This is a genomic window from Jannaschia seohaensis, assembly GCF_900116765.1.
Classification (GTDB): domain Bacteria; phylum Pseudomonadota; class Alphaproteobacteria; order Rhodobacterales; family Rhodobacteraceae; genus Jannaschia; species Jannaschia seohaensis.
Genome location: NZ_UETC01000012.1, coordinates 96,975 through 121,587 on the forward strand (window position 1 = coordinate 96,975; position 24,613 = coordinate 121,587).

At 68.3% G+C, this 24,613-nt stretch carries 22 protein-coding genes and 1 pseudogene; 13 read left to right on the forward strand and 10 right to left on the reverse strand.

Features of this window, described 5'->3' with window-relative positions; translation table 11 throughout:
- Positions 1 to 9 precede the first annotated feature (9 nt).
- Together ubiE and ubiB are read left to right on the forward strand one after the other, a co-directional pair.
- Positions 10 to 762 carry a bifunctional demethylmenaquinone methyltransferase/2-methoxy-6-polyprenyl-1,4-benzoquinol methylase UbiE gene (gene ubiE, locus DTQ71_RS18580; protein WP_109565799.1) on the forward strand — a complete coding sequence of 251 codons (753 nt, stop codon included), beginning with the start codon at positions 10 to 12 and terminating at the stop codon, positions 760 to 762.
- Positions 759 to 2,291: a 2-polyprenylphenol 6-hydroxylase gene (gene ubiB, locus DTQ71_RS18585; RefSeq protein ID WP_109565800.1), complete on the forward strand. Its 1,533-nt coding sequence runs from the start codon at positions 759 to 761 to the stop codon at positions 2,289 to 2,291. The genes ubiE and ubiB overlap by 4 nt, the downstream gene beginning before the upstream one ends.
- Positions 2,292 to 2,702: 411 nt before the next feature.
- Here ubiB and DTQ71_RS18590 read toward each other — a convergent pair whose 3' ends face one another.
- Positions 2,703 to 3,365, reverse strand: coding sequence for a flagellar hook capping FlgD N-terminal domain-containing protein (locus tag DTQ71_RS18590; RefSeq protein WP_109565801.1), 663 nt, complete (start codon positions 3,363 to 3,365; stop codon positions 2,703 to 2,705).
- A 9-nt stretch (positions 3,366 to 3,374) separates the two neighbouring features.
- Positions 3,375 to 3,965 carry a flagellar hook-length control protein FliK gene (locus tag DTQ71_RS23630; protein ID WP_170125497.1) on the reverse strand — a complete coding sequence of 197 codons (591 nt, stop codon included), beginning with the start codon at positions 3,963 to 3,965 and terminating at the stop codon, positions 3,375 to 3,377.
- A gap of 2,230 nt (positions 3,966 to 6,195) precedes the next feature.
- On the opposite strand from DTQ71_RS23630, the gene DTQ71_RS18600 reads away from it, so the two are divergent.
- On the forward strand, positions 6,196 to 6,459 hold the full coding sequence (locus tag DTQ71_RS18600; RefSeq protein WP_109565803.1) for a flagellar biosynthesis protein FlgJ: 264 nt from the start codon (positions 6,196 to 6,198) through the stop codon (positions 6,457 to 6,459).
- Between the two features lie 4 nt (positions 6,460 to 6,463).
- On the opposite strand, the gene DTQ71_RS18605 is transcribed toward DTQ71_RS18600, so the two are convergent.
- Positions 6,464 to 7,048 carry a transglycosylase SLT domain-containing protein gene (locus DTQ71_RS18605; protein WP_109565804.1) on the reverse strand — a complete coding sequence of 195 codons (585 nt, stop codon included), beginning with the start codon at positions 7,046 to 7,048 and terminating at the stop codon, positions 6,464 to 6,466.
- A 71-nt stretch (positions 7,049 to 7,119) separates the two neighbouring features.
- Positions 7,120 to 8,001 carry an AEC family transporter gene (locus DTQ71_RS18610; protein WP_109565805.1) on the reverse strand — a complete coding sequence of 294 codons (882 nt, stop codon included), beginning with the start codon at positions 7,999 to 8,001 and terminating at the stop codon, positions 7,120 to 7,122.
- 87 nt (positions 8,002 to 8,088) lie between these two features.
- Here DTQ71_RS18610 and hspQ point away from each other — a divergent pair, with 87 nt between their 5' ends.
- Positions 8,089 to 8,415: a heat shock protein HspQ gene (gene hspQ, locus DTQ71_RS18615; protein WP_109565806.1), complete on the forward strand. Its 327-nt coding sequence runs from the start codon at positions 8,089 to 8,091 to the stop codon at positions 8,413 to 8,415.
- A 111-nt stretch (positions 8,416 to 8,526) separates the two neighbouring features.
- A complete protein-coding gene (locus DTQ71_RS18620; protein ID WP_109565807.1) occupies positions 8,527 to 10,566 on the forward strand; it encodes a hybrid sensor histidine kinase/response regulator in 2,040 nt (679 codons plus the stop codon).
- A 108-nt stretch (positions 10,567 to 10,674) separates the two neighbouring features.
- Here DTQ71_RS18620 and DTQ71_RS18625 read toward each other — a convergent pair whose 3' ends face one another.
- Entirely contained in the window at positions 10,675 to 11,652 is a 978-nt protein-coding gene (locus DTQ71_RS18625; protein WP_109565808.1) for an asparaginase, read from the reverse strand.
- A gap of 159 nt (positions 11,653 to 11,811) precedes the next feature.
- Between DTQ71_RS18625 and DTQ71_RS18630 the strand changes: the two genes are divergently transcribed.
- Both DTQ71_RS18630 and rlmN read left to right on the forward strand, forming a co-directional pair.
- Positions 11,812 to 12,330: an invasion associated locus B family protein gene (locus DTQ71_RS18630; protein ID WP_109565809.1), complete on the forward strand. Its 519-nt coding sequence runs from the start codon at positions 11,812 to 11,814 to the stop codon at positions 12,328 to 12,330.
- A gap of 94 nt (positions 12,331 to 12,424) precedes the next feature.
- Complete coding sequence (gene rlmN / locus DTQ71_RS18635) at positions 12,425 to 13,603, forward strand: dual-specificity RNA methyltransferase RlmN (protein ID WP_109565810.1); 1,179 nt, start codon at positions 12,425 to 12,427, stop codon at positions 13,601 to 13,603.
- Positions 13,604 to 13,761: 158 nt separating this feature from the next.
- Here the strand turns inward: rlmN and serA are convergent, their stop codons facing one another.
- Positions 13,762 to 15,354 carry a phosphoglycerate dehydrogenase gene (gene serA, locus DTQ71_RS18640; protein WP_109565811.1) on the reverse strand — a complete coding sequence of 531 codons (1,593 nt, stop codon included), beginning with the start codon at positions 15,352 to 15,354 and terminating at the stop codon, positions 13,762 to 13,764.
- 77 nt (positions 15,355 to 15,431) lie between these two features.
- On the reverse strand, positions 15,432 to 16,568 hold the full coding sequence (locus DTQ71_RS18645) for a phosphoserine transaminase (protein WP_109565812.1): 1,137 nt from the start codon (positions 16,566 to 16,568) through the stop codon (positions 15,432 to 15,434).
- Positions 16,569 to 17,682: 1,114 nt separating this feature from the next.
- Between DTQ71_RS18645 and serB the strand changes: the two genes are divergently transcribed.
- Positions 17,683 to 18,555 (forward strand): phosphoserine phosphatase SerB, encoded by an 873-nt coding sequence (gene serB, locus DTQ71_RS18650; protein ID WP_109565813.1) that lies wholly within the window; start codon positions 17,683 to 17,685, stop codon positions 18,553 to 18,555.
- Positions 18,556 to 18,985: 430 nt separating this feature from the next.
- On the opposite strand, the gene DTQ71_RS18655 is transcribed toward serB, so the two are convergent.
- The 3 genes from DTQ71_RS18655 to DTQ71_RS18665 form a co-directional block, all read right to left on the reverse strand.
- A complete protein-coding gene (locus tag DTQ71_RS18655) occupies positions 18,986 to 20,563 on the reverse strand; it encodes a gamma-glutamyltransferase family protein (RefSeq protein ID WP_109565814.1) in 1,578 nt (525 codons plus the stop codon).
- Positions 20,564 to 20,690: 127 nt separating this feature from the next.
- Entirely contained in the window at positions 20,691 to 21,179 is a 489-nt protein-coding gene (locus DTQ71_RS18660; RefSeq protein ID WP_109565815.1) for an ATP-binding protein, read from the reverse strand.
- Positions 21,176 to 21,517, reverse strand: coding sequence for an STAS domain-containing protein (locus DTQ71_RS18665; protein WP_109565816.1), 342 nt, complete (start codon positions 21,515 to 21,517; stop codon positions 21,176 to 21,178). The genes DTQ71_RS18660 and DTQ71_RS18665 overlap by 4 nt, the downstream gene beginning before the upstream one ends.
- 93 nt (positions 21,518 to 21,610) lie before the next feature.
- Here DTQ71_RS18665 and DTQ71_RS18670 point away from each other — a divergent pair, with 93 nt between their 5' ends.
- From DTQ71_RS18670 to DTQ71_RS24375, 5 genes and pseudogenes are all read left to right on the forward strand, one after another.
- The gene (locus tag DTQ71_RS18670) at positions 21,611 to 22,789 is read left to right on the forward strand and encodes a thiolase family protein (protein WP_109565817.1); all 1,179 of its coding nucleotides are present in this window, start codon (positions 21,611 to 21,613) and stop codon (positions 22,787 to 22,789) included.
- Between the two features lies 1 nt (position 22,790).
- Complete coding sequence (locus DTQ71_RS18675) at positions 22,791 to 23,261, forward strand: GAF domain-containing protein (RefSeq protein WP_109565818.1); 471 nt, start codon at positions 22,791 to 22,793, stop codon at positions 23,259 to 23,261.
- A gap of 5 nt (positions 23,262 to 23,266) precedes the next feature.
- Positions 23,267 to 23,722: an MOSC domain-containing protein gene (locus DTQ71_RS18680; protein ID WP_109565819.1), complete on the forward strand. Its 456-nt coding sequence runs from the start codon at positions 23,267 to 23,269 to the stop codon at positions 23,720 to 23,722.
- Complete coding sequence (locus tag DTQ71_RS18685) at positions 23,716 to 24,240, forward strand: GNAT family N-acetyltransferase (RefSeq protein ID WP_109565820.1); 525 nt, start codon at positions 23,716 to 23,718, stop codon at positions 24,238 to 24,240. The genes DTQ71_RS18680 and DTQ71_RS18685 overlap by 7 nt, the downstream gene beginning before the upstream one ends.
- 124 nt (positions 24,241 to 24,364) lie before the next feature.
- Positions 24,365 to 24,613: pseudogene (locus tag DTQ71_RS24375) on the forward strand (hypothetical protein); the annotation flags it as partial.

Consider the following 24,613-nt stretch of genomic DNA (forward strand, 5'->3'; position numbering starts at 1 on the left):
GCACGCGCCATGACGCAAGAGAGCGGACGGACTACCCATTTCGGGTACGAGGACATCCCCGAAGAGGAGAAGGCCGGCCGGGTGCATGGCGTCTTTTCCAACGTGGCCAGCAAATATGACGTGATGAACGACGCGATGTCCTTGGGCATCCACCGCCTCTGGAAAGACGCGATGATGGACTGGCTCGCGCCCCGGCCCGGCCAGCGCCTGCTGGACGTGGCGGGGGGCACCGGCGACATCGCGTTCCGCTTTCTCAAGCGCGCGCCCGGCGCCACCGCCGTCGTCTGCGACATGACCGAGGGGATGCTGGTCGCCGGCCGCGAGCGGGCCGAGGCCGAGGCCATGGCCGACCGGCTCGACTGGGTCGTCGGCGATGCGATGGCCTTGCCCTTCGAGGACAAGACCTTCGACGTCTATACGATCAGCTTCGGCATCCGGAACGTCACCCGAATCGAGGACGCCCTGTCGGAGGCCTTCCGCGTGCTCCGCCCCGGCGGCCGTCTGATGGTGCTGGAGTTCAGTCAGCTGCCCAACCCCCTGATGCAGCGGGCCTACGACCTTTATTCCTTCAACGTCATTCCCCGGATGGGCGAGGCCATCGCGGGCGACCGGGACAGCTATCAGTACCTCGTCGAATCAATTCGCCGCTTTCCCGCGCAGGATCGCTTTGCCGAGATGATCAGAGCGGCGGGCTTTGAAAACGTGTCCTATCGCAATCTCAGCTTCGGGATCGCGGCGCTTCATTCGGGTTGGAAGATTTGAGAGGCCCGCACAATATCTGGCGGCTCGTCCGCACTGCGGGCACGTTCGAGCGGACAGGGGCGATGGCCTCCGTGCTCGATCAGATGGATGCGCCGCGCCCCGTGCGCATTGCAGCACGGGTGCTCGGTTGGCCGTTCCGCTGGCTCGGTTTCGAGGGCGATCCCGATTTGCCGCCCATCACCCGGGCGATCACGGCGCTGGGGCCGAGCTATATCAAGTTCGGTCAGATCCTCTCGACCCGGCCCGATTTCGTTGGGCCCGAGATGGCGATGCAGTTGCGTGTCCTCCAGGACAAGCTGCCGCCCTTCCCGACCGATGCGGCCCGAAAGGTCGTGGAGCGGGAGTTGGGCGTTCCGCTGGAATCCGCTTTCTCGGAGTTCTCCGAACCTGTCGCCGCCGCCTCCATCGCCCAAGTCCACCGCGCCCGCCTTGCCGAAAGCGGGCGCGAGGTGGCGGTCAAGGTTCTGCGCCCCGGCATCGCCCGGGCCTTTCGCAAGGATATCGACGCCTTCTATCTCGGCGCCCGCGTGGTGGAGCTGGTCGCCCCCCAGGCGCGGCGCCTTCGGCCGATGGACGTGGTCGCCCATTTCGACCTGACCGTTCAGCAGGAACTCGACCTGCGCACCGAGGCCGCCGCCGCCAGCGAGTTCAAAGCCTCGACCGAGCGCGACGACGGCTTTTCGGTTCCCGCCGTCGCCTGGAATTATTGCGGCCGTTCGATGATGACGCTCGACTGGGCCGAGGGCGTCCAGTTGGCGGATCTCGCCGCGTTGGATGCCGCCGGGCATGACCGTCAGGCCCTGGCGGACCGCGTGATACAGCTGTTCCTACGCCACGCCCTGCGCGACGGCTACTTCCACGCCGACATGCATCAGGGGAACCTCAAGGTCGCGCCGAACGGCGATATCGTGGCCCTGGATTTCGGGATCATGGGCCGGCTCGACGAATATACGCGCCGGGTCTATGCCGAGATCCTCATGGGCTTCATCCGCAAGGATTACCGCCGCGTGGCGGAGGTTCATTTCGAAGCGGGTTACGTGCCGGCCGACCGCGATGTCGACCTGTTCGCGCAGGCGCTTCGCGCGGTCGGTGAACCGATCTTCGGTATGGATGCATCGCGGATTTCGATGGGGCGGCTGCTCGCCTATCTCTTCGAAGTGACGGAGCGCTTCGGGATGGAGACCAGGACCGAATTGATCCTGTTGCAGCGCACCATGATCGTGGTCGAGGGCGTGGCGCGTATGCTCAACCCGCATATGAACATCTGGGAGGCGGCCCGTCCCGAGGTGGAGCGCTACATCCGCGACAACCTTGGACCTCAAGCCGTCGCCCGTGATCTCTGGCGGACGGCGAAGGTCCTGTCTCGCTTCGGTCCGCATTTGCCCCAGACCGTCGATGCGGTCCTGAGACGAGAGCGTCAGCCACTCACCGTCGTGTCCAAAGGGCGCGATTTCTCCGGGCCAGTTTGGTTCGTGGCGGGCGCGCTTGCGACGGCGCTCGCCGCCGCGGTGATGACACTGGTCGGTTGAGGTTTGCGGCCCCGCGCGCTTGCTCGGTCTGTCGGCTCTCGGCGACGCTAAATTGCGCCGAGATGACGTGCGCGATGGGCCGGGGCGTCCCGCCCTGGATCGGTCTGACCTTCTCTGACAGCCCGGGGACTGCATCCGTGCGCAGATTGGCGACTGGCCTGCGCAGGGCTGTGTGTCTGGGGGCCGACGCTCTGCCGTGGGCGATCGAGCTCTCAAACGGAACATGGCGTCTTTCTCGCCACAGGAGCATCGGACGGGTCAGCCAGAGTGGGAAGACCCTGCCGACCGTCTCGATGCAGGGGCCTTTCTCGACCGCGCCGCGGTATGAGGCTCTCCTCGCGCTGTTTCCGTTGCCTCAAGGGGCGTCCGAACGGCAGCCGGCCGGTCCGGAGGTTCGAAATCGCCCTCGTGTCAGCGTCCCGCACGGAGGAGGTCCAGCCGATCCGGGGTGACCCGGACCCCGCTATCGAGCACAAGCTCCGGCCCCGACGCGCTCAGCGCGACCTCTTCCACGCGTGCGAAGCTGCGCACCCCCCGCGGGTCGAGCGCTTGTTCGCCCGACTGCGCCTCGATCTGTAGCTTGTAGATAGCATCGGGCAGCTGGCCTCCTTTCCCGTCTCCGCCATGCCAGTCCAGGGTCTCGCTTCTTGTGTCGATCGGCCGTCGCATGACCTCGAACCCGTCCTCGTTGAAGGCGACCAGTTCGGCCCGGTCGGCGATGGCCGGAATGTCGAATTCCAGCCGCGTTGTCCGCCCGGGCGCGACGGCGACCGACCCATCATGGCGCACGTCGAGGCCGATCCAGTTGGCCACGTCCGAGGCCGATCCCGCGCCGAAGGCGGCCATCATCTCGCTTAGCAATTCGTTGGTGCGAACCGCTTGCTCCACATTGGCAAACTGCGCCAGTTGTGCGGCGTATTCGGTCCCGTCCGCGGGCTGCAGCGGATCCTGGTTTCGGATCTGCGCTGTCAGCAGGGACAGGAACGTGTCGAAGTCCGAACTGAGTGCTGCGGCCGAATTCGCCTCGACCTTGTTCGCGGTTCCGGTGGCGGCGGATGTGGATTGAACGTCCATCGCGATCTCCTAGAGGCGGATGTCGAGCCGCCCGTCCGTGGACCGGACCGGGAGCGGTGTTGGGGGCGACTGGGTGTTTGTCGGGCCGTCGCTATCGCTTTCCCGCGAGCCATCCGGGACGGTCGGGCCTGACGCGGAGCGGTCGCGGGCGTTCTCTCCTCCCGAGAGATCGAGTCCGGCCAGGGTCGCGCCCTCCGATGTGATCGCCCGCTGCAGCCCATCCACGTGGCGTCGCACGAGATCCATCGTCTCGGGCCGGTCCGCCGCGATTTGCAGATGCAGTCCCTGTGCTGTGTCGCGCAGGACGATCCGCACGCGGCCGAGTTCCGCCGGAGCGAGTTCGATTTCCGTGCGCAGTCCGGCTCCACGACCGCCCTCGTCCCGAGCGGAAGACGTAGAGATTTGCTCCAGCATGGCGCGAACCCGCTGATCCAGAGCGGCGGGCAGGGCGGATTGGTGGACCGGAGCATCGGCGCGCGGCGGGAGTGCGCCTGCCGCTTCGCTTGCGCGCAGGAGGCCGCTCACGTCGCCGTCTCGCCTCGCGTCATCGACCGCCGCGGCGGCGGTGACGCGTGAGACGCGTCTCGCCACGTCGGTCATGCGCTGCGCATCCGTGGTCCAGTCGGGCGGGCGATCCGTGCCCGTCGGACGGCCGGTCGCGGCCTGCGGGAACCTGGCGGCGTGCAAGTCTGCCGCTGCATCGCGGTCGTGGGGCAAGCCAGCTCCCGCTCGGAGGCCAACCGGCTCGGGGTGCAGGTGGCCGCCGGGATCTCTGGGGACAGAGCTGTTGCTTCCTGCGGGGCGCGCGGTTTCAGGCACGGCGCTTCGGATCCCCAAGCGTACGGCGGTCTTGTCTACAGGCAGCGCGGCATCCGCGCCAATCAGCGCGGCTTTGCGGTCTTCTGCCCCCGATCCAGAGGCGGGGCTGGGCGGCTCGGCCGCAGGGCGCCACTCAGGGCCTCCGGGATTGGCAAGGGCGGTTGCGCTTGGGGGGGCGGGGAGCCAGTTGGCCCGTCCACTGGGCTGCACCGGGCCGAGCGGGGCCGAGCCGGTCTGCGCCTGATGGCCCCGTTCCTGTGCGTCCCTCGGTGGAATGGTCGCGGATCTCGCGATCTTGGCGTCGAACATGCGCGTCTGGCCTCCGAGATCGGGATGGGGATCGGGATCAGGTTGGTCCGCCCGCGCCGCTCCTCCTTGGGTCTCGCTGTGGACATGCGTGCTGTGCAACAATACGGGGGCCCATGTCTTCGGTCGCCAGTCCGCGGACGGAGAGTGGTGGGACGCATCGAAAGACGGTCCAGACGAGTGGGCGCCCGTCGCCGGTGGCGCAAGCGCGCCTGGCGCGCCGACAGCCGCCAACCAGCCTGCGCGTGCCCCGGCCGCGGCGAGACGCCCGCCGGTTCCCACATGTAGGGCGCTGTCTGGATCGGCCGCAGCCCCCGTCGACGGGGCCGCACTGGAGGGGGGCAGGTCAGATGGGAGAGCGACAGCAGCCCCACGCGGGGTGGCTGACCGCCCCGATCGCGCCATGTCGGGCTCCGGTCCGGGACGGCCGAGCGCCTCCCTTGCGAAGGCGGACCGCGAGGGATGCGGAAACTCGGCTTGGTAGGGCTGCGCTCTGTGCCCGGGCAAGTCTCCGGGAGCGTTGGGCCTCGGGCGCGGAGCCAGCGGCGGCTCGGATCGGCTCTGGGCTGCGTCTGCGCTTAGGTTGGGGCTACCAAGCGGCGACGTTTGTCGCGCCGGATCGTAAGCCGGCCCCTGGGACAGGGCGGGGCGTGTCGACTCAGCCTGGATGTCAGCCAGTCTCGCGAGGGATCGACCGTTGGCCAGGGCGCGGCCCGAGGCGGCCGGGGGCTGTGCTCCCGGCTTTGGCTGCGGGGCGAGACGGTTTTCGACGCCGAGCGTCCCGACCGGCGCCATGGGGTGCGACCTGTCTGCCGCCGCAATCTCGCGGGACGGAGCGCTGCCGGTCTCGCCAGCCATCATCCGGACCGACAGGGGGGCGGCCTGGGCGTCCAGGCCGCCGGCTGGGTTCAGTCCGACAGTCTGGTCCGCAGAGCCCTTGGGCGGATCAGCAGAGCGAGGCCCTGCGTCCCATGCCAAGACAACGCTGGACGCGGGCAGGTCGGTGCTTCCGGGCGGAGGCGTCGCGGGTCTGGGCGAGGCAGGCCCCATACTGGCGGTGGCGTCTTGGCGCGCGGCCGCTTCCGCCAAGAAGGGCCGAGCGCCTGGTGTCAGCCTGTCGGAAGAGGACGGGTCTGTATTCGGCTGGCTGCGTTCCGGGGCAGCGTCCGAATGTCCCGCGCCGAGGGGCGTGCTCGTGACGGCTGCGGGCGTTGAGGGCCGGGGCGACGGAGGGCGAGTCTCCGTTGTCGGAATGAGGCTGCCGGGGATGTCGGCGAAGACAGGGGCACCGGTGTCCGCCGTCAAACCCCGCCCCCCGGTCTCGCCTGCCTCTGCCTCGTCCCGCGCGGTGGTCGGGGCACGCCTGTCGTCGTTGCGCGACGTCTCGGCGGTGCGGCGCGATGAGTTGTCCGCGCCGCTTTCGTCAGCGAAGTTTTCGTCTGTCGGCGGGTCCTGCCGCTGCGTCTCCTCCCCCGAGCGGGAGGTTGCCAGGGTTCGCCGGAAAAGCTGTGTCTCGGCGAGATCAGGCAAGCGGCCCTTTGACGAGGCGGAGGCATGCGGCGCCCCATTGGGCGTGAGAGGAGCGAGCGGGTCCACGAAGCCTCCGTTCTGGTCGGGTTCGACGGCATCTAAGCCGATACCCGTTACGAAAGCCTTTACCGCCGCCGCGGTAGACCCGCCTCATCCCACGCACGGAGGCGCTGACATGATTCCGATTGACCCCCTTGCCGCGTCCGCGCCTTCATCGCAGGCGCGCGAACAGGCTGTCCTCGCGCAAGCCCGACAACTGGAGGCGCTCCTCTTCGCGCAGATGCTTAAGGCGTCGGGCGCCGCGCAACCGGGCATGAGCGGGCAGGGTTCGCCCTTCGAGGGCTTCCTTCAAACCGCGCAGGCGGAGGCTGTGGCCTCAGCCGGCCAGACCGGCTTGGCCGAGGCGATCGCGGCCTCCCTGATGCGGCGCGCGGGCTAGTCCGTTAGGTGCAACGCGCCAGTTGCGCCTGGTACATGGCGGCCCGGCTCTCGATCTCGCCGGAAATCCGGATCAGCCAGGGCTTGGCGCGGTAAGTGCCCCTGCGATAGCCGTTCCGCCCGTCGTGATAGGCGAGATACTGGTTGCGCGCATCCGTCAGCGGGATGCCCAGCGACCGGGTCGTCCCGGCCATGTACCAGCCCATGAAATCCGTGGCGTCCCGGATGTTGTCGCGCCGGGCGCGGCGCACCCGCTGATCCTGGAGGTATTCCTTCCAGGTTCCGTCCAGCGCCTGGGAATAGCCGAAAGCGCTGCTCTGCCGACCGATCGGGACGACGCCGAGCGCATAGCGCAAAGGCGTGCGGGCATTCGAGATGAACTTGGATTCCTGGTAGATGGTGGCCATCTGCACGTGCACCGGCACGCCCCATTTGCGTTCCGCCGCCCTGAAGGCACGGAGATAACCCGGCCTCTGGTCCAGGATGGCGCAGGCGTTGTCGAGATTGCGCGGTGCACTGCCCGAGCCGCCGCCACCGCCGCAAGCGGCGAGGAGCAACAGGCAGAGGATCTGCATGAGGCGGTTTGTCATCACTGCTCGGCCATTCTTTGGGACCTGATTGCCGCGATGCTACCCCGTGCCGGGCCCCTTTGCCAATCACATCAGACGAAGACGGCGAGCAGGGCTGGCAACGCGGCAACGGAAAGCAGGGTCGAGACGACGACTAGCCCGGCCACCGGCTCCCCGTCGGCGCCGTAGCGGATCGCCAGCAGGTAGGACGACACGGCGACCGGCGTGGAAAGCTGCACCACCAGGACGCCCAGCTCCACCTCGCCCAACCCGAAGGCCAGGCCGGTTCCCCAGGCGATCCCTGCGCAGATCGCCAGCTTGACGAGCGCCAGGGCCGCCACCGTGCCGAATGCGGTCGGCCGCATCCGCGCCACCGCCACCCCGAGCGTCAGCAGCATCAACGGGATGCCCATCTGCCCGATTAGGTCCAGCGCGTTCAGCGCGACCGGCGGCACCCGCCAGCCCTGCCAGAGAAAGAGCGCGCCCAGCAGCGTCGCGACCACCATCGGCTCCCGCAGGGCGCGGAGGGGGGTGCCGCCGCTCGACACGATCCAGACCCCCACCGTGAATTGCAGGATCGCGGTCACGGAGAAGACCACCACCGCATAGCCCAGCCCCGCCTCTCCGAATGCGAACAGGGCCAGGGGCAGGCCGAGATTGCCGGTATTTCCGAAGACCAGCGGCGCCCAATAGGTGCGCCGCTCCAGCCGCAACGCCAAGCAGAGCGCCAGAAAAGCCGCCAGCATCGCGGCATAGGTCGCGAAGGTCGCCAGGGTCAGCCGCCCGGCATCTTTCGCGTCGATCTCGCCATTGGACAATGCGACGAAAACAAGGCACGGAACGGCCAGGTTCATCGCCAGCCGGGAAACAAAGCCTGTGTCGAAATCGAGGCCAAAACGGACCCAAAAGAAGCCGATGGCTGCCAGCAGGAAGACCGGAGCGACGATCCCGAGGACTGTAAATGCCAGTGTCACAGAGTGTTTCCACCGATTCGCGCTTCGCCCGATTTACACGCTCGGGCGCGGCGGTCTAGGAACGAGACAGGGGAAAGGGCAAACGCTATGATGCACAACGAAGCAAAATACGCGCTCGGCGAGGTGGTGCGCCACAAACGGCACCCCTTCCGCGGAGTGATTTTCGACGTCGATGCGGTCTTTTCGAACACGCAGGAATGGTACGAGGCGATCCCGGCCGAATCGCGGCCTCGAAAGGATCAGCCGTTCTACCACCTGCTGGCCGAGAACGAGGAAAGCTACTACGTCGCCTACGTGTCCGAGCAGAACCTGATGCTCGACAGCACGGGCGAGCCGGTGACCCATCCGGATATCGGCGACCTCTTCGGCGATTTCGACGGGCGGTCGTACCCGCTCCATGTCGATCTGAACTGATCCCTGGTGGCTTAAGGCGCGCGCCAGCGGTTAACCTCGCCTTCACCTGTCTCTGCCAGACCGACAGCTGTCCCGGATGCCGGGAAAAGGGCGGTAGGGTGATCGCAGAGCATGGATGGCGCAGCGCCGGAAGACCGCTATTTCAGTGAAAAGCGCAGACGCCTGGCCGCCGAGCGCACGCTGGAGCGTACCCGCGGCGAACTTGCGCGCGCCTATCGTGCGCTCGTCGCCAACGCGGACCGGCTGTCGCTGCGCTACCTATCGGAGCGGGAGGCGAACCTGCGCCTCACCGACCGCCAGCGCGCGATCCTGCAACAGCGCAAGGATGCCGCCGATAAGGCGGACCGCGCGCGCCGCCGCCTCTGGCACGCGCTGGAAGCGATGCGGGACGGCTTCGCGCTGTTCGACTCTCAGGCGCGCCTGGTCGCCGCCAATTCCGTGTATCTCGGTCTGTTCGACGCCGCGGCCGAGATCGGGCCCGGCGCGTCGGCCGAGGACCTGTTCCGAACTGCCGCCGAGGAGGGCGCTTTCGAGGTCGACCAAGATCCCGACGACTGGGTTGCCGCCCAGTTGGCCCGATGGGAGGATCATCCCATCGAGACGCAGGTTCTGCGGACCTATGACGGGCGCACGATCCGCTTTCAGGACCACCGGGCGCAGGATGGCGATCTCGTCAGCCTCGCCATCGACCTCACCGAAGAGCAGGCGCGCCAAGACAGCCTCGCCGCGGCCCGCGATGCCGCAGAGCAGGCGGCGCGCGCCAAGCAAGCCTTCCTCGCACGCATGAGCCACGAGATGCGCACGCCCATGAACGGCGTGCTGGGCCTGGCCGAGATGCTGGCCGAACGCGACCTGGACCCGGAGTCGCAGACCTATGTCCGCACGATCCGCGACAGCGCCGAGGCGCTGCTGACGATCGTGGGTGACACGCTCGATGTCGCCCGGCTGGAAGAGGGGCGTATCGACCTGCGCGAGGCCGTATTCGACCTCGAGGCCCTCTTGATCGACTGTATCCGGCTGGGCGTCTCGGCGCGGGGGGGCAAGGGTGTCCAGGTCGTGCTGGACTATCCGCTCGTCGCGCCGGTTCGGGTGATGGGCGATGCGGGACGCCTGCGGCAGATCGTGATGAACCTGCTGGGCAATGCGACTAAGTTCACCCGGGACGGCTATGTGCTGGTGCGGGCGGCGCTGAGCCAGGACTCGCTCGGCGTGAAACTGGTGCTGGACGTGGCGGATACGGGCCCCGGGATCCGCGCCGATCAGAGAGAGACGATCTTCGAAGCCTTCGCCCAGGTCGACGAGGGGCGGCCGCAGGCCGAGGGCACGGGGCTGGGCCTGACGATCTCTCGCGGGCTGGCGGAGCGGATGGGCGGCAGCCTCGTCGCGGCCGAGCCCGATCCCGCCCTGGGCGGCAGTCTCTTTCGTCTGACCCTGCCGCTCGGCGCGGCACAGGACTGGCCCGCGCCGCCACCGCTGCCCGTGATCTCGGTCGCCGCTGGAACGGGGATGCACGGAGACGTGCTGGCCGCCCGGCTGGCGGCGGCGGGGGCGCAGGTGACGCGGGGCGGGGCGGGCAGCATCGCCGTCCTCCCCTTCGTGCCCGGCGCGGCGCCCGAGTTGACGGAGGATCGGCCAACGGTCGTCCTCGGCCCGCTGTCTCGGATCCCCGACGCGGTGCGCGCCCGGGCGGCGGCCCTTCTCGACCAGCCGGCCTCCTCGGCCGAACTGCTGGCTGCGCTGCGGGCGGCCGGGGCGGGGGGCGCGGCGGCGCGCCTGACGCGCGTGCTGATCGCCGACGACAACGCCACCAACCGGTTCCTGCTGGAACGGATGCTGGGCGCGCGGGAATTCGTGCTCGACGTGGTGGAGGACGGGGCGGCGGCGGTGGCGGCCTATCGCGCCGAGCGGCCCGATCTGATCCTGATGGATATCAGCATGCCTGGGATGGACGGGTTCCAGGCGCTCGCCGCGATCGAAGCGTTGGAGGCCGCGCGCGGCGGCACGCCGACCCCAGCCATCGCGCTCACCGCCCATACCGGCCCCGAGATGGAGGAGCGGCTGGCACAAGCCGGATTCGCCGCCTACCAGGAAAAACCGATCCGTCAGGCCGCGTTGATCGGCGCCATGACCGACGCGCTCTCCGCGGGCTGACGCGTTGGGCGGTCGAACAAGGCATGGGCCGAGCGCGGACGGTCCAAATCCGAAGGCTGCCGTGCCGCGTTCGCGGATGCCCTGCCTCGGCGACTGCCGCGGGGGGCTTTAGCCCAGCGTGACCTCCAGATGGCCGGTTTCGATCCCGCGGCGGTTGGTGATCGGCCCATGGGTCAGCCGTCGCGCTACTGGTGCTTCCGCGTCCAACGCGCCCAGGCGCATCAGCAGCGTGGCGATCACGGCCTCGGCGGCGCGGGTGGCGCCGTCGGAGCATTTCACCGCCACGCCGCGGTCGAGCTCGGGCAGGATGGCGATGAAGACCCCTTCCGCCCCGGTCTTGACCGCGCCCTTTCCGCCCATCGCGCGCATCAGGTCGGTGCAGGCCCCGCCTTCGCCCGAGACCAGCTCGGGATGCCTGGCCATTGCGGCCGTCAACCGGCGCATGGCTGTGCCGCGCGCGTCACCGCCCGGGCGGGCGAACCGGCCCATCGCGGCGGCCAGCGCGTCGATCCGCGTGGCGAAATTCGGCGCCGAGCAGCCATCGATCCCGTAGCCGGGGCTCTCCATCCCGGTCATCTCTTCGAAGGCCGCGCGGACGGCGCGCTGAACCGGATGGTCGGGCTCGACATATTCGGGGCCCGCGCCCAGATGCGCGCCGAACATCAGAAAGCCGCAATGCTTGCCGGAGCAATTGTTATGGACCTGGCACGGCGCTTCGTCTGCCCGGATCAGGGCAGCCGCCGCGTCCGCGTCATTGGGCGCGTGCACGCCGCAGCGCAGGTCGTCGTCATCCATCCCCATATCCGCCAGCCAGCTCCGCGCCAGGTCGGTATGGATCGGCGCGCCGCGATGGGAGGCGCAGGCCAGCGCCAGATGCCGGTCGGTCAGGTCGCGTCCCGCGCCGCTCTCGAGCAGGGGCAGGGCTTGGATCATCTTGCAGGAGGAGCGCGGATAAATCACCGCCGCTCCGTTGCCCCAGGCCTCCAGCACTTGGCCCGCCCCGTCGCAGATCACCGCATGCCCGCGATGGACCGATTCGACCCGGTCCCCTCGGATCACCTGCACCAGTTCGACGTCGCCAGCCATGTCAAACCCTCCATGCGCGATTTTGCGCCGCACGGGGTTCCGACCCCGGCGGCGCTGCGCTATCATCACGCCCGTTCTAAGGAAACACCGTTGGGTGGACGCGAGCCTGGACGAACCGGGTCGGCCCCCGCGGCACGAGAGCAGAGGCACGACCGACAGATGATCCGCAAGGTTATCGGCGCCGCGACGCTGGCCGCCACGCTGGCCCTGCCGGCCACCGCGCAAGAAAGCGCGAACCGCGTCAACACCGAGACGGATTGGTCCGTCTTCGTCGAGGACAATCCGACCCAGTGCTGGGTCGTCTCGGCACCGAAGTCGATCCGCAATACCCGCGACGGGCAGGAGGTCGCGGCCCGCCGCGGCGATATTCGTCTCTTCGTCAGCTATTGGCCGGGGTCGGACAAGAATGGCGAGGTGTCGGTGACCGGCGGCTATCCCTATGCCGAGGACTCGGAGGTGGTGCTCGAGATCGGGTCCGACCGATTCGAGCTGTTCACTGACGGAGAACTGGCTTGGGCCTACCCTACCGATGACGAACGGATCATCGAAGCGATGAAGCGCGGCGCGCAGGCCGTGGTCACCGGGCGCTCGGGGCGGGGCACGCGGACGGAAGACACGTTCAGCCTGCTGGGCTTCACCGCCGCGATCACCGATGCGGAACAGCGCTGCACCGGCTGACATCGGGCGCCGTCGCCGGGATCGGCATCTGGCCGTTTGAGTTCCGGCGCGGTCTTCCCTATATGGCGGGCTTGCCAAGCCGTTGGAGCCTGCCATGAAAGCGCCGATCACCCAGGACGTGATGACGATCCCGCGCCGGGAGGCCGAGGGCGGGAAGCGGAATATCGTGGGGCTGACCCGCGACGCGCTCCGCGAGGCGCTGATCGAGATCGGCACGCCTGAACGCCAAGCCAAGATGCGGGTAGGCCAGGTTTGGCAATGGGTCTACCACTGGGGTGTCCGCGATTTCGCGGCGATGACGAACCTGTCCAAGGCGTTCCGCGCGACCCTCGCCGCGCATTTCGAGATCGCCCTGCCAGAAGTGGTGACGCGGCAGATCTCCGAGGACGGGACGCGCAAATATCTGGTGCGCATCGCCGGCGGCCACGAGGTGGAGGTCGTCTACATTCCCGAAGAGGGGCGGGGCACGCTCTGCGTGTCGTCGCAGGTGGGCTGCACGCTAACCTGCTCGTTCTGTCATACGGGCACGCAGAAGCTGGTCCGCAATCTGACCGCGGCCGAGATCGTGGGTCAGGTCATGCTGGCGCGAGACGATCTGGGGGAGTGGCCGGAGCCCGGAACCGGCACCGGCGAAAGCGGGCCTCGGCTGCTGTCCAATATCGTGCTGATGGGCATGGGCGAGCCGCTCTACAATTTCGAGAACGTGCGCGACGCGATGAAGATCGTCATGGATGGCGAAGGGATCGCGCTGGGCCGCCGGCGGATCACGCTGTCCACGTCGGGCGTCGTTCCCGAGATCGCCCGCACCGCACAGGAGATCGGCTGTCTGCTGGCCGTGTCGTTCCATGCGACCACGGATGAGGTGCGCGACGTGCTGGTGCCGATCAACAAACGCTGGAACATCGAGACGCTGCTGGCCGCGCTGCGCGAATATCCCAAGGCGACGAATAGTGAGCGGATCACCTTCGAATACGTCATGCTCGACGGGGTGAACGACAGCGATGCGGATGCTCATCGTCTGGTCGAGCTGCTGGACGGGATCCCGGCCAAGGTGAACCTGATCCCGTTCAACGAGTGGCCGGGCGCGCCCTACAAGCGGTCGTCCAACAACCGCATTCGCGCCTTCGCGACGATCCTGATGCAGGCGGGCTATGCCTCGCCGATCCGCACGCCGCGGGGCGAGGACATCATGGCCGCCTGCGGCCAGCTCAAATCAGCGACGGAGCGGGCGCGGAAATCGCGAGCGCAGATCGCCGCCGAGGCCGGCCTCTAGCGGAGAGGCCGGGGGACGCCCCCCGGACCCCCGTCTCCGCGCGCCGGCATCCGTCGAACCGGAGGCCGCCAGTCGAGAGATCGGATGCCTCCGGCAGGGATATTTAGACAGGGAAGAAGGGAGCGCGCGCCGATCCGAGGAGACCGGCGCGCCCTTGGTCAGACGTCGAAATGCAGGGGTGCGACGTTCTGGAACAGGCCGGTCGCGCGCAGTTTGTCCAGGACCGCGACGGGCGGCTGCTCGTCGAGATAGAGGAGCGCGATGGCGTCCTTGCCGCGATCCGAGCGGCCCAGGGTGAAGTTGGCGATGTTCACGCCATTCTGGCCCAGCGTCAGACCCAGCGTACCGATGATCCCCGGCTCGTCATGGTTGGTCGTGTAGAGCATATGCGACCCGACTTCGGCGTCGATATTGATGCCCTTGATCTGGATGAAGCGCGGCTTGCCGTCGCTGAAGACCGTGCCCGCAATGGAGCGTTCCCGCTGCGCCGTCTTGACGATCAGCTTGATATAGCCGTCGAAGACGCCGGTCTTGTCTTGCCGCGTGGTCGAGATTTCGACTCCCCGCTCGCGGGCCAGGACAGGGGCCGAGACCATGTTCACGTCCGGGTTGGTCGCCTTCATGACGCCCGCGATGGCGGCGCAGTTCAACGCTTCCAGGTTCATTTCGGCGACGGAGCCGTTGTAGACGATGTCGATCGCCTCGATCGGCTCGTCTGTCATCTGGCCGACGAAGGCGCCCAGATTATCGGCGAGCTTCACCCAGGGGCCCATGATCTTGGCTTCTTCGGCGGTGACGGAGGGCATGTTGAGTGCGTTGGTCACGGCGCCGGTCAGAAGATAATCGGACATCTGTTCGGCGATCTGCAGGGCCACGTTCTCCTGCGCTTCGGTGGTCGAGGCGCCCAAATGGGGGGTCACGACGACATTGGGCAGGTTGAAGAGCGGGCTCTCGGTGGCGGGTTCCACCGCGAAGACGTCGAAGGCGGCCCCCGCGACATGGCCCGATTTCAGCAGCTCCGCCAGCGCGTCCTCGTCGACCAGCCCGCCGCGGGCGCAATTGACGATCCGCACGCCTTTCTTGGTTTTGGCGAGGTTCTCCGCCGACAGGATGTTCTTCGTCTGGTCGGTGAGCGGCACGTGCAAGGTGATGACATCCGACTTCGTCAGCAGCTCTTCCAGTCCCACCTTGCGCACGTGCAGATCGGTCGCGCGTTCTTCGCTCAGGAACGGGTCATAGGCGATGACCTTCATGCCGAGGCCCACGGCCTTTTGGCAGACGATCCCGCCGATATTGCCCGCGCCGATGACGCCCAGGGTCTTGCCGGTCAGTTCCACGCCCATGAAGCGCGACTTCTCCCATTTACCGGCATGGGTGGAGGCGTTGGCCTCGGGGATCTGGCGGGCCACGGCGAACATCATGGCGATGGCGTGCTCGGCCGTGGTGATCATGTTGCCGTAGGGCGTGTTCATGACGATCACGCCGCGTTTGGACGCGGCCTGCTTGTCGACATTGTCCGTGCCGATCCCGGCGCGGCCGACGACCTTGAGGTTGGGGGCGGCCTCCAGCAGCTTCTCGGTGACCTTGGTGGCCGACCGGATGGCGAGGCCGTCATAATCTTTGATCGCGGCGAGGAGGGCATCCTTGTCCTTGCCCAACGAGGGGTCGAAGGTGACGTCGATGCCGCGGTCGCGGAAGATCTGGACGGCGGTTTCCGAGAGCTTGTCGGAGACGAGAACTTTGGGAGCCATTTTCTCTGGTCCTTGAAAAGAGGGGGAGGGGGCGGGGCTATCCCCGCCCTACAGGTCGGTCCGGCGTAGGGCGGGGTTCAGCCCGCCGCGCGTTCCGTTTGATAGGCCCAGTCGATCCAGGGCATGAGCGCGGCGACATCCGCGGGATCCACGGTGGAGCCACACCAGATGCGCAGGCCCGGAGGCGCGTCGCGGTAGCTGGCGATGTCGAGCGCGACGCCCTCGCCCTCCAGGCGTTTGGCCACGCGTTTGGCGAAGTCGTCGGGCAGGCCGGCCTCGGTGAATTTCAGGCAGACCGAGGTGGTGGATCGGGTCGCCGGATCTTCCGCCAGGTTTGCGATCCAGTCCTTGGCGTCGCAGAAGTCCCAGATGGCGCGCGCGCTGTCCTCGGCGCGGGAGATCAGGCCGTCCCGCCCGGTCGCCTCCGCCCAGTCCAGCGCCTTCAGGTAGTCTTCGACGCAGAGCATCGAGGGCGTGTTGATCGTCGCGCCCGAAAAGATGCCCTCGATCAGCTTGCCACCCTTGGTCAGCCGGAAGATCTTCGGCAGGGGCCAGGCGGGGGTGTAGGTTTCCAGCCGCTCGACCGCGCGGGGGCTCAGGATGATGACGCCGTGCGCGCCCTCGCCCCCCAGCACCTTCTGCCAGGAGAAGGTGGTCACATCGAGCTTGTCCCAGGGCAGGTCCATCGCGAAACAGGCCGAGGTCGCGTCGCAAAGCGTCAGGCCCGCGCGGTCGGCGGGGATCCAGTCCCCATCGGGGACACGCACGCCCGAGGTCGTGCCGTTCCAGGTGAAGCAGACATCGCCGTCGAAAGCGACGGCCGACAGGTCGGGGAGTTGGCCGTAATCGGCGGTCATCACCGTCGCGTCGAGGTTCAGCTGCTTGACCGCGTCGGTGACCCAGCCCGCGCCGAAGCTCTCCCAGGCCAGCATGGTCACGGGGCGGGCGCCGAGCATGGTCCACATCGCCATCTCGTAGGCGCCGGTGTCGGAGGCGGGGACGATACCGACCCGGTAATCCGCGGGCAGGCCCAGCAGAGCGTGGGTCCGGTCGATCGCCTCTTTCAGGCGCGACTTGCCGATCGCGGCCCTGTGGGAGCGGCCAAGCGAGGCGTCGTCGAAATTCTGGAGGCTCCAGCCCGGGTGCTTCTTGCACGGTCCGCTGGAGAAACGGGGATCCGCCGGCCGCGTGGCCGGTCTTTGTAGGTCTGTCATGTCTACCCTTGCAGATACGCGCCCCTCGTTGGGGAGGGGTGTCCCGCCGACAGCGCTACGGCAGACGCGATCCGAAGGCAATGGGTCTTCGCCTCTCCGTCAGGTCGCGGCCGCATCTCCGCGCAGATGACGGCTCGGCCAACGGCAGGACGGAGGGCTTGCCCCGTCTGTGCGCTCAGGATCGGTGAGGGTATGCGGTGTCTGCGCAACCGGGTCCGGCAAAGGGGCCTCGGTCAGTGTGGCGGCCTATGCGTGCCGAGCCGAGTGACGGGACCGGCGCCGCTGGACTTTGTTGCGCCGAAGACGGTGGGGCTATGGGTCTGATTTCAAGCCATCTCACCCGTCCCAGGCCCAGCCCGAGGCAGCTGGCAAGGCGTGTGCCGAGCACCGATTCGATGGCGGGAGTGCGCGGCCGGTGGGGGCTCGCTGCGGCGTCCAGGATAGTGCGCCATATGCTGATCGCTCCCATCGAGGGGGCCGCCGCTGTTCTCGCCCGGCTCGACACCGGGGCGCTCCTGTCTCCTCCGAACATTGGCAACCGACGCAGATCGTGGACCTGGACGGCGAGGCGGGGCACCTCGCTGACGGTGGCTGCCAGCGCGGCCGCCACGATCGGCCAGACGCCAAGGGCGAGTTGTGGGACGGCGCGCGAAGGCCGCGCACGTCGATCCGTATCCTCTTGGCGGGCCATAGGCCCTGAAGGGGCGATTGCAGGGTCACCGCGTCGATCTGCTCGGGTGTGGCCGCGACAGACGCTTATCGCTGCAGGCCGGCCGACATCGTGGAGGGAAAAAGGGCACCGAGCGCCGCGACCTTGCGCGCGATTCGCAGGGAAGGCAGCAAGCGAACGGGAACGGATATGAGAGTCTTCTTATCGGGTGCAGCCAAGGGACGCGTCGCGTCTTCGGGTTGGCTCACGACGACGCTTTGAAAATTCATACAGTTTTGCAGAAGCTTAAAAGAAACACGGCGCGCAGCCTTGCCCGGCCGTCGCGTTCCCCCTTTATCAATGGTCCTGCCTTTGTGAGCAGGCGAGGTCCGGCGCCTCGAAGGGGTCGCAAGTGCCTCGCACGCCGGGTAATCCGAAGCGAATGCCCCAGCCCCCGAGGTTCCCTTGCTGACCTGTGTTCTGACCTGCGCGCCCGACGCCCCTTCGATTGAAACCGCTCTCGTCGAGGCGTTGCGGAACGCCTTCGGTGGCGGTGATGCGCGCTGGCTCTCGCAGGGGAGCGCGGCCGAGTTCGACCTGGACCGCATCCCCGACACGTTCGAGTCCACGCGGAGCGATCTGGACGCGCTGGGCGTGGATTTGAACATCGTGCCGGCCGAGGGGCGCCGAAAGCGGCTGCTGCTGGCGGATATGGATTCCACCATGATTCGGCAGGAATGTATCGACGAATTGGCCGCCGAGGCGGGCGTGGGCGACCGCGTCGCGGCCATCACGGCCCGGGCCATGAACGGCGAGGTCGATTTCGAGGGCGCCCTGCGAGAGCGGGTGGGGTTGCTCGCCGGGCTGGACGAGTCGGTGATCGAACGGGTGATCGCGGACCGGATCAGCTTCATGCCCGGCGGCGCGACCTTGGTGGCCACGATGAAGGCGGCCGGGGCGCGGGCGGTTCTGGTCTCGGGCGGTTTCACGGCGTTCACCGCCCATGTCGCCCAGGCGCTGGCCTTCGACGAGCATCGGGCAAATCGGCTCTTGGTGGAGGGCGGCAAGCTGACTGGGCATCCCGCCACGCCGATCCTGGGGCGAGAGGCCAAGGTCGCCGCCTTGCAGGAGATCACGGCCGCGATGGGAATCAGGACCGCGGAAGTGATTGCCGTGGGTGATGGGGCGAACGACCTGGGGATGCTGACCCGGGCCGGGATGGGGGTGGCGCTGCACGCCAAGCCTGCGGTCCAGGCCAAGGCCGGGCTGCGCGTCAACCATGGAGATCTGACCGCGCTGCTCTACCTCCAAGGCTACAGTCGTACAGAGTTCGTCTGACCTTCATCGTTCTGCAATGCGGCATGACTAGCGGGTCGGCGATGCAGGCGATCGAGGAGAGATGGGATGGCCGAGATCGACCCGATGAAATTCGTTCTGTTCGTGCTGATGGGACGCCGCCCGAAACCGTGACGCCCTCACGCGCGGCGCAGCCCGGTCGCGCAGGATACGCTGCGATCGTTGCCGTGGCCGGCCACCGGAGCCGACATCTCAGGGCAAGGCTCAGGATGACGGTCGCCCCCGCGTTGGCCCCTCTTCAGGCCGGACCCGTGCTACGAGAGGTGAGCGGATCGCGTCCGTGGGGAACGTCGGGTGCGCACTGGCGCATCGCCGTCGCGGCCCAAGCCACGCCTCGACGCCGGTCAGGACGACGCCGCGCGGGTCCGTTTCCGGCGGCGCCCCCTGAGATCCTGTGCCGAAGGCTCCGCGCTCAATAACCCAGCGCGCAGCCGTCCTTTCGCGGGTCCGACGCGCCTTCGAGCCAGCCCCCCGCGTCGATCCGGATCGCCTGCGCGCCGCCGATGGCGGTCACGGGCACCTCGACCGTATGGCCCATGTCCGAGAGCGCCGCGCGCACGGCGTCCGAATAGCCCCGCTCGACCCGCAGAACCCCGCCATCGGCGAAGCTGCGCGGCGCGTCGATGGCGGACTGCGCGTCCATCCCGAACTCCCGCATGTTGGAGACGAAGCGGACATGGCCGTTGGACTGATATTGCCCGCCCATCACGCCGAAGGGCATGGTCACGCGCCCGTCTTCCTTCAGCATGGCGGGGATGATGGTGTGCATGGGGCGCTTGCCGGGCCCCATCTCGTTCGGATGCCCTGCCTCCAGGGTGAAGCCCGCGCCCCGGTTCTGGAACAGGATGCCGAACTTGTCGGAGGCGAGGCCCGATCCGAAACTGTGGAAGATCGAGTAGATCAGCGACACGGCCATTCCGTCCCGGTCGACGGCGGTGATGTAGATCGTGTCCTTGTGAACCTGCTCGGACAGCGCGGCGGGCGCGTCCATCGCACGCTTCGGATCGATCAGCGCCGCCAGGCGCGCCGCCGTCTCGGGGGCGAGCATGTGGTCCAGGCGCGCGGTGTGGTCGGGATCGGCCAGGAATCGGTTGCGCGCGTCATAGGCCAGCTTGGCGGCCTCGGCTTCGAGATGCGCCCGCTGCGCGCCGAACGGGTCCAGCCCGGCGATGTCGAAATGGGTCAGGATGTTGGCCATCAGCAGGGCCGTGGCGCCCTGGCCGTTGGGCGGATGCTCGACCAGGTTCGCGCCCATGACGGGGCCGGAGATCGGCGTGGTCCAGTCGCAGGCGGTGGCGGCGAAATCCTCGGCCGTGTGGCAGCCGCCTGCGGCGCGCAGAGCGGCGACCATATCCTCGGCGACCTCGCCCTCATAGAAGCCTGCGCGCCCCTCCTTCGCCAGACGGCGCAGCACCTCGGCCTGGCCGGGCAGCGCGAAGCGCGCCCCGAGCGTCGGCGCCTTGCCCCAGGGCAGATAGACCTCGCGAGCCGAGCCCTTCAGCGTCTCCTGCGCCTCGGCCCAGTCGTGGGCGACGCGCGGGGCGACCGGAACGCCCTGTTCGAAATAGGGAATCACCGGGGCCAGGACGGCGTCGAGACCCAGTTTCCCGTGCCGCTCCGACAGGGTGCAGAAGGCGTCGACCGCGCCGGGCAGCGTCACGGCGTCCGGCGTGTCGACAGGAACCGTGGCGTGCCCCGCCGCCCGCAAGGCGGCCGGGTCGGTGGCGGAGGGCGCCCGGCCCGAGCCGTTCAGCGCCTCCACCTCTTCCGAGCCGGCAGGCTTGACCAGGACGAAGCAATCCCCGCCGAGACCGGTCATCTGCGGCTCGCACAGGCCCAGAAGGATCGCGCCGGCAATGGCGGCATCGGCGGCGGAGCCGCCTTGCGCGAGTATGTCGACCCCCACGCGTGCGGCCAGCGGATGCGAGGTCGCCACCATCCCGTTCATCGCCAGTACCGGGGACCGCCCGGGCAGGTGGAAATCGCGCATCTGACTCTCCTCTTTCGTGGCCGGGACGCTAGCGCAGGGCGCGTCCGGCGCAATAAGCCGCACATAGCTTTGCCATCGCGCGACAGCAAACCGGTTGGAGGCCGGGGATAGGAGAGTGGGGCGGCCGTCAGGTTGCCGGGACTTCTTCGGGTTGGCGCTGGTCGGAGGGGGGCTTGGTCCGTAGGGAGAAACTCAGCCGGTTGAGGCCATCCAGGCGCTCGTAGGTCATGTCGTCGGTGAGGCTATGGACGATGAACCAACCGAAGCCGCCTTCGGGGACGTCGCTCAGATCGCTACCGAAATCGGGCAGAGACGCCCCGCCGAGCAGGTCGGGGGGCAGGGGCTTGCCGTTGTCGCAAGTCTCGATGGAGAGGCCCCGCCCGGCGACGGAAATCCGGCATTCGATCCAGCCGCCCCGCGCGTCCGCAAGGGCGTGCTCGACGATGTTGTTGAGCACTTCGCCGAGAACGATGAGCATGTCGACACGACGGCTTTCGTCAATGCTGCCTGCGGCGGCGGCCTTTTCGACGGCGATCAGGTGGGATCGCACCGCCTCCAGCGTGCCGTCGATCCGTCCTCCCATCAGCGAATGAGTCGCGCCCGTCCGTTCCGTCACGCCGCGTCCTGTCCGTCGGTCGTCCAGGGAAGATCGCGGTGCAGAACGAAGACGGAGTCCATCCGGGTGAGGCGGAGCACTTTCTCGACGATGGGGCCGCAGCGCGCCAATTCCAGCCGGCGGCCGCCATCCAGCATCTTCATGCCCGCCACCAGCGCGCCCAGCCCGGAGCTGTCGAGAAAGTCGACCCGGCGCATGTCGATGACCACCCGGCCGCCATGGGATGCGGTCGCGGTGCGCATCTTTTCCTTGAAGGAGAGCGCTGCGGCCGCGTCGAGTCGACTTTCCTTGATTTTGAGCGCCAGGATCTCCCCGTGCATCTCGCTGGAAATTTCCATCTCGGCACCTCCACTCTCACCCGGCGGGTGGCGTTGTCCCAACCGGGTTCGCTAGAGTGCTACGGTGAAATTCTTAACAGGGAGTAAGCGCGCATGGAGAAGGTCGTGATCGCCGGCGCACGCCGTACGCCGATGGGCGGGTTCCAGGGGGCGCTGTCGGCCGCCTCCGCGTCGGATCTGGGCGGCGCGGCCATCGCCGCGGCGCTGTCGGACGCGCGGGTCGCGCCCGAGCGTGTGGAAGAGCTCCTGATGGGCTGTGTCCTGCCCGCGGGGCAGGGGCAGGCGCCCGCGCGCCAGGCGGGCTTTGCGGCGGGGCTGCCCAAGGAGGTCCCGGCCACCACGCTCAACAAGATGTGCGGCTCGGGCATGAAGGCCGCGATGATGGCCCATGACCAGATCGCGCTGGGGCAGACCGGCGTTATGGTCGCCGGCGGCATGGAGTCGATGACCAACGCGCCCTACCTGCTGCCGGGGATGCGCGGCGGGGCGCGGCTGGGACATGGGAAGGTGATCGACCATATGTTCCTCGACGGGCTCGAGGACGCCTATGACAAGGGCCGCCTGATGGGCACCTTCGCCGAGGATTGCGCAGAGGCCTACCAGTTCACCCGCGAGGCGCAGGACGACTACGCCCTGCGCAGCCTGAGCCGCGCGCAGGGAGCGATCGAGAGCGGCGCCTTCGATGGGGAAGTCGCGGCTTACACGGTCGCCACGCGCAAGGGCGAGACCGCCGTTGTCCATGACGAGCAGCCGGGCAGCGCCCGGCCGGACAAGATCCCGCATCTGAAGCCTGCCTTCCGCAAGGACGGGACGGTGACGGCGGCCAATTCTTCTTCGATCTCCGATGGGGCCGCGGCGCTGGTGCTGGCCTCCGCCACCGTCGCGGAGGCCGAGGGCCTGCCGGTGCGCGCCCGCATCGTCGGCCATGCGAGTCACGCGCAAGAGCCGGGGCTGTTCACGACGGCGCCCGTCCCGGCGGCCCGCAAGCTTCTGGATCGGCTGGGCTGGTCCGTGGGCGATGTCGATCTCTGGGAGGTGAACGAGGCCTTCGCCGTGGTGCCCATGGCATTCATGCACGAGATGGGCCTGCCGGCCGATATCGTGAACGTGAATGGCGGGGCCTGCGCGCTGGGCCATCCGATCGGCGCCTCGGGCGCGCGGATCATGGTCACGCTGCTCCACGCCATGGAGGCGCGGGACGTCAAGCGCGGCGTCGCCGCGATCTGCATCGGCGGCGGCGAGGGCACGGCCATCGCGCTGGAGCGCTCCTGAGATGGACGGCACTGCCGGGCTCCGCGCCGATTATGCCGCGTTGCACCGCACTGTCGTGAGCCTGACCGAGGGCGAGGATGATGTCGTCGCCCTGATGGCGACCGTGGTTTGCGAGCTGCACCATGCCGACGACCGGTTCGACTGGACCGGGTTCTACCGCGTCGTAGCGCCGGGGCTGCTGAAGATCGGGCCCTATCAGGGCGGGCATGGCTGCCTGGTGATTCCCTTCGAGCGGGGGGTCTGCGGCGCGTGCGCTCGCACGGGCGAGGTGCAGCTGGTTCCCGATGTGGACGCGTTCCCGGGGCATATCGCCTGCGCCTCCTCGACCCGGTCCGAGATCGTGCTGCCAGTGCGAGACGCGACCGGCGCCTTGATCGCCGTGCTCGACATCGACAGCGACCGCCCGGATGCCTTCGACAAGACAGACGCGGCGGAACTCACGCGCCTGCTCGAGGACGTGTTCGCCCGGTGAGAACGATGGCCGAGCTGATGGGGAACCATGCGCGCCATGGGCGGGTGGACTGGATCGGGGCGCGCTCTTCGCGCCGATCGGCGCTCATCGCCTTGGGGGAGGCCGAGATCGCGGAGGCGGGACTCCGGGGCGACCATTCCCGCCCGGGCAAGCGCGCGGTCACCTTGATCCAGGCGGAGCACCTGCCGGTTATCGCCGCGCTCTGCGACGGCACCGTCTCCCCCGAGGCGCTGCGTCGCAATCTGGTGGTCTCGGGCATCAACCTCGCCGCGTTGCGGGGGCGGGACGTGGCGCTGGGGGGCGCGGTGTTGCACGTGACCGGGCCCTGCGCGCCCTGTTCCCGCATGGAAGAGACGCTGGGCCCCGGGGGCTATTCCGCCGTCCGCCATCACGGCGGCTGGTGCGCCTCGGTGGTCCGTCCGGGGCGGGTCGGGTTGGGCGATGCGGTGGTCCCATGCTGATCCGCGCCGCGACCGAGGCCGACCGCGACTCCATCGCCGCGCTGCATCTCGCGTCCTGGCGGGACAGCTATGGAGGGGTGCTGCCGGACTCGGTGTTGCGGGACGAGTTGCCCGGCTTCATGGCGGCGAAATGGGCGCTGCGGCGCTTCGACGGCCCCGATGTCACGCTCGTCGCAGAGCGGGATGGCCTGTTGGGCTTCGTCTGCGCGCTGACAGACCGGGCCCCTCCGCTGATCGACAACCTGCATGTCCGCCCGGGGCATCGTGGCGGCGGGGTGGGGGGGCGGCTGCTCCGCGCGGCGAACAGCGCGCTGGCCGCGCGGGGCTTCGATGGGTCCACGCTCACCGTTCTGGAGCAGAACACGCGCGCCCATCGCTTCTACCTCGCGCAGGGCGGTACGGATGTCGGGCGGGTGCGCGAGAGCCTTGCTGGCCGCCCTGTCGAGGCGCGGCGGATCCTGTTCGACCTATCCGGGTTTCGCTCGGAGGGCGCGCCCGGTCTGAACGCCGCGCCTTGAGTATTTGGGAACCCGTGATGAGGGCGGAGTTGCGCCCCGTGCCTTGGGCTCCGGACCCATTGACCGTCTAGCGACGTCAGCCTGTTGGTGAGTCACGTCGGCCATCCTGGATGGCGGGATGGTCATGTCCGAGAACTTGTTCTGGCTGAGCGAGGTGCAGATGGAGCGGCTCAGGCCCTACCTGCCCGACAAGGTCCGGGGCGTGGCGCGGGTGGACGATCGGCGGGTGATCTCGGGCATCGTCCACGGCGAGGCATGAGCTCGCCACCGGTTCAAGGGCCAGGCCGAGCAAGTCGGGCTGCCGGTGGGTGGACGCAGCTGAGGAGTATGGACCGCGCAAGACCCTCTACAACCGTTGGCGGCGGTGGGCCGA

Coding starts and splice junctions, on each gene's coding strand:
- ubiE (WP_109565799.1), top strand. CDS start 10: ATGACGCAAGAGAGCGGACGGACTACCCATTTCGGGTACGAGGACATC.
- DTQ71_RS18590 (WP_109565801.1), bottom strand. CDS start 3,365: ATGGACGTTCAATCCACATCCGCCGCCACCGGAACCGCGAACAAGGTC.
- DTQ71_RS23630 (WP_170125497.1), bottom strand. CDS start 3,965: ATGACCGACGTGGCGAGACGCGTCTCACGCGTCACCGCCGCCGCGGCG.
- DTQ71_RS18600 (WP_109565803.1), top strand. CDS start 6,196: ATGATTCCGATTGACCCCCTTGCCGCGTCCGCGCCTTCATCGCAGGCG.
- DTQ71_RS18605 (WP_109565804.1), bottom strand. CDS start 7,048: ATGACAAACCGCCTCATGCAGATCCTCTGCCTGTTGCTCCTCGCCGCT.
- hspQ (WP_109565806.1), top strand. CDS start 8,089: ATGATGCACAACGAAGCAAAATACGCGCTCGGCGAGGTGGTGCGCCAC.
- DTQ71_RS18620 (WP_109565807.1), top strand. CDS start 8,527: ATGGATGGCGCAGCGCCGGAAGACCGCTATTTCAGTGAAAAGCGCAGA.
- DTQ71_RS18625 (WP_109565808.1), bottom strand. CDS start 11,652: ATGGCTGGCGACGTCGAACTGGTGCAGGTGATCCGAGGGGACCGGGTC.
- DTQ71_RS18630 (WP_109565809.1), top strand. CDS start 11,812: ATGATCCGCAAGGTTATCGGCGCCGCGACGCTGGCCGCCACGCTGGCC.
- rlmN (WP_109565810.1), top strand. CDS start 12,425: ATGAAAGCGCCGATCACCCAGGACGTGATGACGATCCCGCGCCGGGAG.
- serA (WP_109565811.1), bottom strand. CDS start 15,354: ATGGCTCCCAAAGTTCTCGTCTCCGACAAGCTCTCGGAAACCGCCGTC.
- DTQ71_RS18645 (WP_109565812.1), bottom strand. CDS start 16,568: ATGACAGACCTACAAAGACCGGCCACGCGGCCGGCGGATCCCCGTTTC.
- DTQ71_RS18655 (WP_109565814.1), bottom strand. CDS start 20,563: ATGCGCGATTTCCACCTGCCCGGGCGGTCCCCGGTACTGGCGATGAAC.
- DTQ71_RS18665 (WP_109565816.1), bottom strand. CDS start 21,517: ATGGAAATTTCCAGCGAGATGCACGGGGAGATCCTGGCGCTCAAAATC.
- DTQ71_RS18670 (WP_109565817.1), top strand. CDS start 21,611: ATGGAGAAGGTCGTGATCGCCGGCGCACGCCGTACGCCGATGGGCGGG.
- DTQ71_RS18675 (WP_109565818.1), top strand. CDS start 22,791: ATGGACGGCACTGCCGGGCTCCGCGCCGATTATGCCGCGTTGCACCGC.
- DTQ71_RS18680 (WP_109565819.1), top strand. CDS start 23,267: ATGGCCGAGCTGATGGGGAACCATGCGCGCCATGGGCGGGTGGACTGG.
- DTQ71_RS18685 (WP_109565820.1), top strand. CDS start 23,716: ATGCTGATCCGCGCCGCGACCGAGGCCGACCGCGACTCCATCGCCGCG.